At 63.3% G+C, this 11358-nt stretch carries 11 protein-coding genes; 8 read left to right on the forward strand and 3 right to left on the reverse strand.

Features of this window, described 5'->3' with window-relative positions; all coding sequences use genetic code 11:
* Positions 1–358: 358 nt before the first annotated feature.
* On the forward strand, positions 359–637 hold the full coding sequence (locus PQQ51_RS32020) for an HU family DNA-binding protein (protein ID WP_006050811.1): 279 nt from the start codon (positions 359–361) through the stop codon (positions 635–637).
* Positions 638–741: 104 nt separating this feature from the next.
* Here the strand turns inward: PQQ51_RS32020 and PQQ51_RS32025 are convergent, their stop codons facing one another.
* Both PQQ51_RS32025 and PQQ51_RS32030 read right to left on the reverse strand, forming a co-directional pair.
* Positions 742–2064 carry a GTP-binding protein gene (locus PQQ51_RS32025; RefSeq protein WP_408501207.1) on the reverse strand — a complete coding sequence of 441 codons (1323 nt, stop codon included), beginning with the start codon at positions 2062–2064 and terminating at the stop codon, positions 742–744.
* A gap of 146 nt (positions 2065–2210) precedes the next feature.
* Positions 2211–2657, reverse strand: a complete 447-nt coding sequence (locus tag PQQ51_RS32030) for a lytic transglycosylase domain-containing protein (protein ID WP_408501208.1) — start codon at positions 2655–2657, stop codon at positions 2211–2213.
* 547 nt (positions 2658–3204) lie between these two features.
* Here PQQ51_RS32030 and gspD point away from each other — a divergent pair.
* The 3 genes from gspD to gspF are packed head-to-tail and all read left to right on the forward strand — an operon-like array spanning position 3205 to position 8310.
* Positions 3205–5541 carry a type II secretion system secretin GspD gene (gene gspD, locus PQQ51_RS32035; RefSeq protein ID WP_408501209.1) on the forward strand — a complete coding sequence of 779 codons (2337 nt, stop codon included), beginning with the start codon at positions 3205–3207 and terminating at the stop codon, positions 5539–5541.
* Entirely contained in the window at positions 5538–7088 is a 1551-nt protein-coding gene (gspE, locus tag PQQ51_RS32040) for a type II secretion system ATPase GspE (protein ID WP_408501210.1), read from the forward strand. The genes gspD and gspE overlap by 4 nt, the downstream gene beginning before the upstream one ends.
* Before the next feature lie 4 nt (positions 7089–7092).
* A complete protein-coding gene (gspF, locus tag PQQ51_RS32045; protein WP_408501211.1) occupies positions 7093–8310 on the forward strand; it encodes a type II secretion system inner membrane protein GspF in 1218 nt (405 codons plus the stop codon).
* Between the two features lie 69 nt (positions 8311–8379).
* Here the strand turns inward: gspF and PQQ51_RS32050 are convergent, their stop codons facing one another.
* The gene (locus PQQ51_RS32050) at positions 8380–8793 is read right to left on the reverse strand and encodes a type II secretion system protein N (protein ID WP_408501212.1); all 414 of its coding nucleotides are present in this window, start codon (positions 8791–8793) and stop codon (positions 8380–8382) included.
* 192 nt (positions 8794–8985) lie between these two features.
* On the opposite strand from PQQ51_RS32050, the gene gspG reads away from it, so the two are divergent.
* The 4 genes from gspG to PQQ51_RS32070 all read left to right on the forward strand — a co-directional run bounded on the left by gspG (position 8986) and on the right by PQQ51_RS32070 (position 11182).
* Positions 8986–9450 carry a type II secretion system major pseudopilin GspG gene (gene gspG, locus PQQ51_RS32055; protein WP_408501213.1) on the forward strand — a complete coding sequence of 155 codons (465 nt, stop codon included), beginning with the start codon at positions 8986–8988 and terminating at the stop codon, positions 9448–9450.
* 125 nt (positions 9451–9575) lie between these two features.
* Positions 9576–10121: a GspH/FimT family pseudopilin gene (locus PQQ51_RS32060; protein WP_408501214.1), complete on the forward strand. Its 546-nt coding sequence runs from the start codon at positions 9576–9578 to the stop codon at positions 10119–10121.
* A 1-nt stretch (position 10122) separates the two neighbouring features.
* Positions 10123–10527 carry a type II secretion system minor pseudopilin GspI gene (gene gspI / locus PQQ51_RS32065; RefSeq protein WP_408501215.1) on the forward strand — a complete coding sequence of 135 codons (405 nt, stop codon included), beginning with the start codon at positions 10123–10125 and terminating at the stop codon, positions 10525–10527.
* Positions 10505–11182, forward strand: a complete 678-nt coding sequence (locus PQQ51_RS32070; protein WP_408501216.1) for a PulJ/GspJ family protein — start codon at positions 10505–10507, stop codon at positions 11180–11182. Before gspI ends, PQQ51_RS32070 begins: the two co-directional genes overlap by 23 nt.
* Positions 11183–11358: the final 176 nt, after the last annotated feature.

Consider the following 11358-nt stretch of genomic DNA (forward strand, 5'->3'; position numbering starts at 1 on the left):
CTCGTGAGGCGGCGAAAAAGACGCGCCGAACGTTGGCAAAAAACCAACGTGAGGCCCCGTCCATGCTGGGTTTCAGCGCCTGGTCAGAGCAAGCAAACGGCAAAAATGGCAGTTTCCTCGCTGGATCGGCCCTGGAACCGCGTAATTCTTCGAAACCCTTATCCTGATTGGGTTTGCGCTGCGCTATCATAGCAAGCGCCGCGAAGGGAGCGGCAGCACGGCCGCCAGGTGGTCAACCGCCCGGCGCTATTTGTCCGGAGGGGATCCGGAGCCGCCGCTGCTCGACGGCGCGGCCCGCGCACGTATAATCGGCGCGTTCGCGCTGTTCGTGTCAACCTAAACTCAGAAAGGAACCTTAATGAACAAACAGGAACTGATCGACGCCGTCGCAGGTCAGACGGGCGCCAGCAAGGCTCAAACCGGTGAAACGCTGGACACGTTGCTTGAAGTGATCAAGAAGTCTGTGTCGAAGGGTGACGCGGTACAGTTGATCGGCTTCGGTAGCTTCGGTTCGGGCAAGCGCGCAGCACGTACGGGTCGTAATCCCAAGACCGGCGAAACCATCAAGATCCCGGCTGCCAAGACCGTCAAGTTCACGGCTGGCAAGGCGTTCAAGGACGCAGTCAACAAGCGCTAAGCAGATTACTGCCCGGCAGTTGACACCCGCCAATGGCGGGTTTTTTTTCGTCCGCGAGTTTTGAATTCAGCCGCGCGGAAGCTCGCGGCCGAAGCGCTTACTGGCTAATCGTGGCGATGCAGGATTTCGCCGTGACCGTGGTCATGATGATCGTGGCCGTGATCCTGATGATCGTGATCTTCCTCGTCGAAGTCCCATGCCGGGAACGGGTCGGCGAACTGCTTCCACCCGTGTGGCCCCAGCGCGTACTCGTCATCGGTCAGCAGGCACGCGTCGAACCTGGCCTGCCACAGCGCCGGCTCGATGCCGACGCCGATCATCACCAGCTCCTGACGACGGTCGCCGATGCTCAGATCGTCCGGGTCGCCATGCCAGTCGGCGGCGATTTCGGCGGACAGTTCGTCGTCGCCGTCCGGCCATTCGCTGCGCTCCTGCGCCGCCCACCACATGCCCGCCGGACCATGCCGGCAAGCGCCGCCCGCCTGCGACAGCGAACCGGCGATATCGTTACGCGTGGCCAGCCAGAAAAACCCCTTGCTGCGCAGCACGCCCTTCCACTCCTGATGCAGCAATGCCCATAGACGTTCCGGATGAAACGGCCGGCGCGCGCGGTAAATGAAATTGCCGATGCCGAACTCGTCGGCTTCGCCGTGATGCGCGTGAGCGTCGCCGTGTTCATGATCGTGGTCGTGATTGAGCGACGCCAGCCAGCCCGGCGCGCTCGACGCCTCGTCGAAATCGAAGCGGCCGGTGTTCAGCACCTCGGCGAGCGGCACCGCGCCGAAGCGCGCCACCACCTGCGCCGCGCGCGGATTGATGCGGGCAAGAATGCGCTGCAAACGTGTCAGTTCGTCCGCACTGACCAGATCGGCCTTGTTGACGACCAGCACGTCGCAGAATTCGATCTGCTCGATCAGCAATTCGACCAGCGTGCGGTCGTCTTCGTCGGTTGCCGCAATGCCCCGTTCGGCGAGCGCGTCGGCCGAACCGTAATCGCGCAGAAAGTTGAACGCGTCGACCACGGTGACCATCGTGTCGAGCCGCGCGACGTCGGAGAGCGACACGCCGTCGTCGTCGACGAAGGTGAAGGTTTCGGCGATCGGCATCGGCTCGGCCACACCGGTCGATTCGATCAGGATCGCGTCGAAGCGCCTTTCCGCGGCGAGCCGCTTCACTTCGATCAGCAGATCGTCGCGCAACGTGCAGCAGATGCAGCCGTTCGACAACTCGACGAGCTGCTCTTCGACATGCGAAAGCTCGGCGGCGTCGCGCACGAGGGCGGCGTCGATATTGACGGCGGCCAGATCGTTGACGATCACGGCCACCCGCAAGCCGGCGCGGTTCGCGAGGATATGGTTCAGGAGCGTGGTCTTGCCGGCGCCCAGAAAACCGGAGAGCACGGTGACGGGCAATAGCGGCTGGTTCATCGCGGTACGGAAAAGCTAGAGGAATGGAAGGCGTGCCGGGCTTGGGGCGACATAACGACCGAATGCCGGTCGCGCGCCGACGGCAGCACGAAGCCGCATTGTGCACCAAACGGGCAATCGCTATATGAATGCGCGCAGAACGACGCTCAGCGTGCAGCCGGCATCAGATTCCATTTGCGCAGGATCGCGGCGATCTGCTGCGCGTATTTATCGCGCAGCGCCGGCGTTTCGGAGTGGTACGCGCCGACCGCCTGCCAGGTGTTGCCGTACTTGTTCATCTGGCGACGCAGATGCCAGGCGGCGATATAGACGTTCTTGCAGGGTTCCATCAGCGTGCCCTGCGAGATGCCGTATTGGGCAAGCGTGGACAGATGAACCGAATTGATCTGCATCACGCCGTAGTCGGTCGAGCCGTTGGCGTTCTTATGCACGGCGTCCGGCCGGTTGTGCGACTCCTGCCACGCAATCGCGCGCAGAATCAACGGGTTGACCTTCTGATAGCCGGCCGCCTGATCGAAACAGTCGGCGCGTGCGGACCCTGCTGCAATCAGCAACGCAAGTCCAGCGGCGACGGTGACGAAGGTTTGGTTCATCGGTCCGGATCGGTCAAGATCACTAAACAAGGACGCAGGGTAAGGTTTGGTAAGCCAGCGCATCGGCCATAGTTCAGCCGCTGTCGGCCCGTCGCGTATGCTGGGCGGGCATGGCTCACGCACTGGGGGAAAACCCGCGTCGGCAAGCTGCGGCCAGCGCCTCGAACGGCTCGTATCATACCGTCAGGCAAAGCAGCGTCAAGCTGGCTAATCGGCATAATCTCGCACGAGCCGTTTTATGTATGCGGCGTTTCGCACAGAAGCGTGCTTGCTTTCAATTCCTTGACAGTTATTTTCGACGGCGATAACGCGATCCCTGTACTTCTTTAAATCGCTCGGGGTCTTTCCATTTGTGACAAATCCGACATGAAAAACTGGTACTGTTCTTTTTTTTCGGATCTTGAGTGGCCGGCATTCGGGGTTATGAACGTCCGTGAGGCCCGCAGGTGGGGCGCTACGGCGGCGGCCTGCTCATATGTCCGTACTGCATGACCGTCGGTGGCAGGAGCCATCGGCACCGATCCTACTTTCCATGAGAAGAAATCGTATGGCATTGCGTCGCGTCGCAACGGCGCTGCTGGTGGCTGGGTTGATCACCGCGCAGACAGCACAGGCTCAGGTGACACTCAACTTCGTCAACGCCGATATCGACCAGGTCGCCAAGGCGATCGGCGCGGCAACCGGCAAAACGATCATCGTCGACCCGCGTGTGAAGGGTCAGTTGAATCTCGTGTCGGAAAACGCGGTACCTGAAGACCAGGCGCTCAAAACCTTGCAGTCCGCATTGCGGATGCAGGGCTTCGCGCTGGTGCAGGACCACGGCGTTCTGAAGGTCGTGCCCGAAGCCGACGCCAAGCTGCAGGGCGTGCCGACCTACATTGGCAATGCGCCGGTCGCGCGCGGCGATCAGGTGGTCACGCAGGTGTTCATGCTGAAGAACGAGTCGGCGAATAACCTGCTGCCGGTGTTGCGTCCGCTGATCTCGCCGAACAATACCGTGGCGGCCTATCCGGCCAACAATACGATCGTCGTCACCGATTACGCGGACAACGTGCGGCGTATCGCGCAGATCATCGCGGGTGTGGACACGGCCGCGGGCCAGTCGGTGTCGGTCGTGCAGTTGAAGAACGCCAACGCGATCGACATCGCCACGCAACTGAACAAGATGCTCGACCCCGGCGCGATCGGCAGCACCGACGCCACGCTGAAAGTGTCGATTACCGCCGACCCGCGCACCAACTCGCTGCTGATCCGCGCGTCGAACGGATCGAGGCTGGCGGCGGCGAAGCAGTTGGCGAAGGAACTCGACGCGCCGACCACGATGCCCGGCAACATGCACGTCGTACCACTGCGCAACGCCGACGCGACGAAACTCGCGAAGACCCTGCGCGGAATGCTCGGCAAGGGCGGTGACAGCGGTTCGTCGGGCGGCTCGGGCGATGCGAATTCGTTCAACCAGAACGGCAGTGGCGGCGGTGGTGGTTTGGGCAGCAACTCGACCGGTAGCTCGGGCACACCGCCCTTGCCTTCCGGCGGACTGAACGGCAGCTCCGGCTCGTCGCCGTTGGGCGGCGGCAGCGGCGGTGGCTACGGCTCGAACGGCAACTCCGGCTCGGCCGGCCTGCTCGGCGGCGACAAGGACAAGAGCGACGACAACCAGCCGGGCGGCATGATCCAGGCGGACTCCGCGACCAACTCACTGATCATTACGGCATCCGAACCGGTTTACCGCAATCTGCGCGCGGTGATCGACCAGCTCGACGCGCGCCGTGCGCAGGTCTATATCGAGGCGCTGATCGTCGAGCTGAATTCGAACACGAACGCCAATCTGGGCATCCAGTGGCAGGTCGCGAACAATTCGGTGTTCGCCGGCACCAACCTCACGGCGGGAGGTACCGGCAACAGCATTGTCAATCTGACCGGCGCGGCGGCTGCTGCTGCGGCGGCGGGCACAGGCGGCCTTGCCGCTGCACTCGCGAACCCGAGCACGGGTATCCAGCAGGGCCTGAACGTCGGCTGGATTCACAACATTTTCGGCGTGCAGGGACTCGGCGCGTTGTTGCAGGCGCTCTCGCAGACGGCCGATGCGAACGTGCTGTCCACGCCTAACCTGATCACGCTCGACAACGAGGAAGCGAAAATCGTCGTCGGGACCAACGTGCCGATCCAGACCGGTTCGTATTCGAACCTGACAAGCTCCACGGCGAGTTCGGCATTCAATACGTTCGATCGCGTCGACGTCGGTCTGACGCTGCACATCAAACCGCAGATCACCGACGGCGGCATTCTCAAGCTGCAGCTCTACACTGAAGACTCGGCGATCGTGAACGGTACGACCAACGTGACGACCAACCCGTCCGGCCCTGAGTTCACCAAGCGTTCGATCCAGTCGACCGTGCTCGCCGACAACGGCGAGATCATCGTGCTGGGTGGCCTGATGCAGGACAACTATCAGGTCAGCAACAGCAAGGTGCCGCTGCTCGGCGACATCCCGTGGATCGGCCAGTTGTTCCGTTCGGAACAGAAAACGCGTCAGAAGACCAACCTGATGGTGTTCCTGCGCCCGGTGATCATCACCGATCGCGCTACGGCGCAGGCCGTGACGTCGAACCGTTACGACTATGTGCAAGGCGTGACGGGCGCGTACAAGTCGGACAACAACCTGATCAAGGACAAGGACGATCCGGTGGTGCCCCCGATGCCGCTCGGCCCGAGCCAGGGTGGTTCGCCGGCAATGAACCTGTTCGATCTCGACTCAATGCGCCGTCAGCAGCTGGCGCCGCCGCCGGCTCGGGCACCCGCGCCGGCCACCAATGGCGGCGCCGTGCAGACGAACCCGGTACCCACCGCGCCGTCCACGTCGGCGCCTGGAGCGCAGCCGTGAGCACGCCGTCCACGCCGCCGTCAGCAGCCACGACACCGGCAGCGGCGCTGGCGGCCGCAGTGCCGCCGGCGGTCGTGACGGAGCACGCCGAGCGCAGCGTGCCGTCGACGGTGGCCGCACGGCTCGTGCCGTACGGCTTTGCACGCAGCGGCCAGATTCTGATCGCGCATCAGCACGCCGATAGCCTCGAAGTGTGGATCAGCGAGCGCACGAGCGGCGCTGCATTGGCCGAGGTCGCGCGCAATTTCGGCGCGTTGTCGGTGGTACGCGTGCCGGCCGACGAACTCGCGCAGGCGATCAACGTTGCGTATGCGCGCCAGGACGGCAGCGCCGCGCAGGTGGTCGGTGAAGTGGAAGGCGAAGTCGATCTGTCGCGCCTGATGCAGGACATTCCCGAGGTCGAGGACCTGCTGGAATCGGAAGACGACGCGCCGATCATCCGCATGATCAACGCGCTGCTCACGCAAGCCGCGCGCGAGCAGGCTTCGGATATTCATATCGAGCCGTTCGAGACTTCCTCGGTGGTGCGCTTTCGCGTCGACGGCACATTGCGCGACGTCGTGCGGCCAAAGAAGGCGCTGCACGGCGCGCTGATCTCGCGGATCAAGATCATGGCGCAGCTCGATATCGCGGAGAAACGTTTGCCGCAAGACGGCCGCATCACGCTGCGCGTGGGCGGCCGGCCGGTGGATGTACGCGTGTCCACATTGCCGACCGGCCACGGCGAGCGCGCGGTGCTGCGTCTGCTGGAAAAAGACGCGTCGCGCCTGAACCTCGAAGCGCTCGGCATGGCGGCCGATACGCTTGTCAAATTCGACAAGCTGATCGGCAAACCGCACGGCATCGTGCTCGTGACCGGCCCGACCGGTTCGGGCAAGACGACCACGCTGTATGCGTCGATGTCGCGGCTCGAAACGGCCACGACCAACATCATGACGGTTGAAGACCCGATCGAATACGACCTGTCCGGTATCGGCCAGACGCAGGTCAACGAGCGGATCGGTATGACCTTTGCGCGGGCGCTGCGCTCGATTCTGCGGCAGGACCCGGACGTCATCATGATCGGCGAAATCCGCGATCTGGAAACCGCGCAGATCGCGGTGCAGGCGTCGCTGACCGGTCACCTCGTGTTGGCGACGCTGCACACGAACGACGCGGCCTCGGCCGTGACACGTCTGACCGACATGGGCGTCGAACCGTATCTGCTGGCTTCGTCGCTGCTCGGCGTGCTGGCGCAACGGCTGGTGCGTCGCCTGTGTCCGGTGTGCCGCGAAGAGCGGGTCGAAGAAGACGGCAGCGTGCGCTGGCATCCGGTGGGTTGCGACAAGTGCGGCCAATCCGGTTATGCGGGACGGCGCGGCGTGTACGAACTGCTGCTGATCGACGACGAGATCCGCACGCTGGTTCACCGCAATGCTTCAGACGCGGAGATTCTTGCTTCCGGCCGTGCGCAAGGCATGCGCACGTTGCGTGAAGACTCGGACCGCTGGCTCGAGTCCGGGCTGACGTCGCTCGAAGAAGTCATCCGCGTGACGGGCGGAGCATAAGCGCATGCCGGCATTTCGTTTCGAAGCGATCGACGCCGCGGGCAAGGCGCAAAAAGGCGTACTCGACGCGGATAGCGCGCGCGGTGCGCGGACCCATCTGCGTTCGCAAGGACTGACGCCGCTCGTCGTCGAACCGGCCGCCACGCGTACGCGCGGCGAGCGCAATCAGCGTCTGTCGCTCGGGCGGCGACTGTCGCAGCGCGAGCAGGCGATTCTCACGCGGCAGCTCGCCAGCCTGCTGATCGCCGGTTTGCCGCTCGACGAAGCGCTCTCCGTGCTGACCGAGCAATCGGAGCGCGACTACATTCGCGAACTGATGGCGTCGATTCGCGCGGAAGTGCTCGGCGGCCATTCGTTGGCGAATGCGCTGACGCAGCATCCGAAAGACTTCCCCGAGATTTATCGCGCGCTGGTCGCGGCCGGCGAACATACCGGCAAGCTCGGCCTCGTGCTGTCGCGGCTCGCCGACTACATCGAGCAACGCAACGCGCTCAAGCAGAAGATCGTGCTCGCGTTCACCTACCCCGCGATCGTCACGCTGATCGCGTTCGGCATCGTCACGTTTTTGCTGAGTTATGTGGTGCCGCAGGTGGTGAACGTGTTCGCCAGCACCAAGCAGCAATTGCCCATCCTCACGATCATGATGATGGCGCTGTCGGGCTTCGTGCGGCACTGGTGGTGGGCGATGCTGATCGGCGTGGTGGTGCTGGTGTATCTGGTGCGTTCGATCCTGAAGCAGCCGGGGCCGCGGCTCGCGTTCGACCGCTGGCTGCTCACCGCGCCGCTGCTCGGCAAGCTCGTGCGCGGCTACAACACGGTGCGTTTCGCGAGTACGCTCGGCATTCTGACGGCCGCCGGCGTGCCGATCCTGCGCGCGCTGCAAGCCGCTGCCGAAACGCTCAGCAACAACGCGATGCGCGAGAACATCGACGATGCGATCGTGCGCGTGCGCGAGGGTACGTCGTTATCGCGCGCGCTCGGCAATACGAAGACGTTTCCGCCGGTGCTGGTGCACCTGATCCGCTCCGGCGAAGCGACCGGCGACGTGACCACGATGCTCGACCGCGCGGCCGACGGTGAAGCTCGCGAACTCGAGCGCCGCACGATGTTCCTGACGAGCCTGCTCGAGCCGCTGCTGATTCTGGCGATGGGGGGCGTGGTGCTGGTGATCGTGCTGGCGGTGATGCTGCCGATCATCGAGTTGAACAATCTGGTGCAGTAGATCGCGCGGCGAAACGTGCCGCGCGATCGCGCAGTCGATTGTGTAGTCAGGCGAGCGCAGTGATACGAATCACCGCACGTAGATCGTGGGGCCCGCCGGGTTGGCCGGCAGGAACACTTCGGAATGCGCGCCATTGCGATCGATGATGATCGAACGCGGGCGGACTTCGGAGAGTTTGGCGCCTTGCATCAGCGCGCTGCCGAGCGAGACCGCATGCGGCGGTTCGCCACCGACGCTGACGATGGCCGCGGCGCCCTGGCTCAGCGACAGGATGCCGAACAGATGCACGTCCTGGTTCGCGCTGCGCGTGAGCTGGCCGCCGAACAGCGTGGCGGCCTGGTCGGTCGAGACCTGGTTGTGTGCGGCGGCGGCAGGCAATGGTGCGCCTGACATCGTGGTGAGCGTGATGACCCAGTAGGTCAGGGTCGCGCAGAACACGGCGAACAGCGCGAGCGACAGCAGGCGGATTTGGATGGCGTTCATGCGCATCATTGTACGGACTAATGTGAAATTTGCGTTGTGTAGAAAGAGCCTTCTGAAGCACCCCGGCGTTTTCTTACGGCCCTTCAACTCCATGACATTAAAATGACCGGCCGGGCGTGTTCAATAGCAACCCTGATCGTTGCACGCGAATCTCGCCCGATCGAATATTCACCTGAAAAGAGGTAGCAAGCTATGCAATTGTCGACCCTTCGCCGTCGTGACATCGCGGGTCAACGCAGCCGTCGTCAACGTGGTTTCACGCTGATCGAAATCATGGTCGTGATCGCGATTCTGGGCATTCTCGCCGCGCTGATCGTGCCGAAAATCATGAGCCGTCCGGACGAGGCGCGCCGCGTTGCCGCCAAGCAGGACATCGGCACCATGATGCAGGCGCTCAAACTTTACCGTCTCGACAACGGCCGCTATCCGACGCAGGAGCAAGGCTTGCGCGCGCTGATCGAAAAGCCGGGTACCGATCCGGTGCCGAACAACTGGAAGGACGGCGGTTACCTCGAGCGTCTGCCGAACGATCCGTGGGGCAATAGCTACCAGTATCTGAATCCGGGCGTGCACGGCGAGATCGACGTCTTCAGCTATGGCGCCGACGGCAAGGCCGGCGGTGAAGGCAACGATGCCGACGTCGGCTCGTGGCAATAAGCGCACCTTAACTCATTGAACGGCGCTGATCGCGGATCGAACCGGTTCAGCGCCTCATCGCACGGTTTATCGACTCGTCGCTCCATCGTCGTTTTTTCTGATCGTTTCTGGCCGGCACTATGCGCATGTCCGCTTGCAAGTCCCGTGTGGACACTCCGTGCACGGCCTCGGCGCCGCGCGAGGCGCGTTCCGGCGCGCGCCGGACGTTGAGCGGCGCGAAGCGCATGGCCGGCTTTACGTTGCTGGAAATGATGGTGGTGCTGGTGATCGCGGGCATTCTGGTGTCGCTCACTGCCGTGACGATGACCCGCAATCCGCGCACCGATCTGAATGAGGAAGCGCAGCGTCTCGCGCTGCTGTTCGAATCCGCGGGCGACGAAGCGCAGGTGCGCGCACGGCCGATCGCGTGGCAACCGCTCGACGGCGGCTTTCGTTTCGACCAGCGCACGGCTGACGGCTGGCGTCCGTTGCGCGACGACCTGCTTGGACCCCGTCAATGGGAAGGCGGCGTGACCGGTGTGACGATCGATTATCCCGGCTCGGATACGCATCCGAGCCGCCTTGTGTTCGGCACTGAGGCGATCGACGTGCCGGTGCAGGTCACGCTGTTTTCGGCGGCGGGGCGCGCGACGATCGTCGGCACCGGCAATGGCCGCTATGAGGTGCACTGAGATGCGTCGTTGCAGGGGCAAGGGGCGCCGCGCTTCGCAGCGCGGTTTCACGATGATCGAAGTGCTGGTGGCGCTGGCGATCATCGCGATCGCGTTGGCGGCGTCGCTGCGCGCGGTCGGCAGTCTCGCGAGTGGCGAAGCCGATTTGCATCGGCGTTTGCTGGCCGGCTGGAGTGCGGATAACGCGCTGGCGCAATTGCGTCTCACGCATGGCTGGCCGAATGTCGGCGAGACGAGTTTTGATTGTTCGCAGGGCAATTTGCAATTGATTTGCACCGAGCATGTAACGGCGACGCCGAACCCGGTGTTTCGTCGTGTGGAAGTGATGGTGAGGACGCCTGGGAATTCCGGCAATCTTGCGCAGATGGTGACGGTGGTGGCGAATGAAAACAACCGTTCGCTCTGAGCGCCGGCGCCGTTCGGGCGCGCGGGGTTTCACGCTGATCGAGCTGCTGGTCGCGATTGCGATCATGGCGGTGATTGCGGTGTTGTCGTGGCGAGGGCTGGACCAGATTATCCGGGGGCGGCAGACCATTACGAACGCGATGGAAGAGGAGCGCGTGTTTGCGCAGCTTTTCGACCAGATGCGGATCGACGCACGGCAGGCCGCGTCGGACGACGAGGCGGGACAGGCGGCGATATCGGTGAGCGGCAACGTGTTGCAGATCGTGCGGGAGCTGCAGTTGCCGGGCGCGGCGCCGCGATTGCAGGTGGTGCGGTATCGGGTGTCCGAGGGGCGCGTGGTGCGGTATGCGTCGCCGCCGCTCGGGACGGTGGGTGATTTGAGGCGCGCGTTGCGTGGCGGCGAAGGCGATGGATGGAGTGCGTTGCCGTTGATGAGCGGGGTTGGGGCGATATCTGCGCGGATGTATGTGCCCAGAGTTGGGTGGACCATCCAGATGAAAGATGTGCAGGGCGCCATTACTGAGGCGGACAATAATCTCAAGGTGCCCCAACTGGGGAGTGCGCCGCTGCCGCGGTCTGTGACTGGGCTTGAGGTTAGTGTCGGGGCTAAGTCGTTGGCGCGGCCTGTTGTGCGGGTTTTTCTCGTCGGAGAGTGAAATGGGTTCTTTTTTGTCTCCGCGATGCTTGTTGGGTGGCGCTTTTTGCGGTTTTGATTTTGGGTTTGGTTTTGGTTTGCCTATGGCGTTGGGTGTTTCTTTTCTTTTCGGTCTATTCGTGTTGCCCCTGTGCGGGGCGGCACTTACTTTCTTTGCCGCGGCAAAGAAAGATAAGC

This window comes from Paraburkholderia xenovorans, from assembly GCF_046030735.1.
In the GTDB taxonomy this organism is placed as follows: domain Bacteria; phylum Pseudomonadota; class Gammaproteobacteria; order Burkholderiales; family Burkholderiaceae; genus Paraburkholderia; species Paraburkholderia xenovorans_A.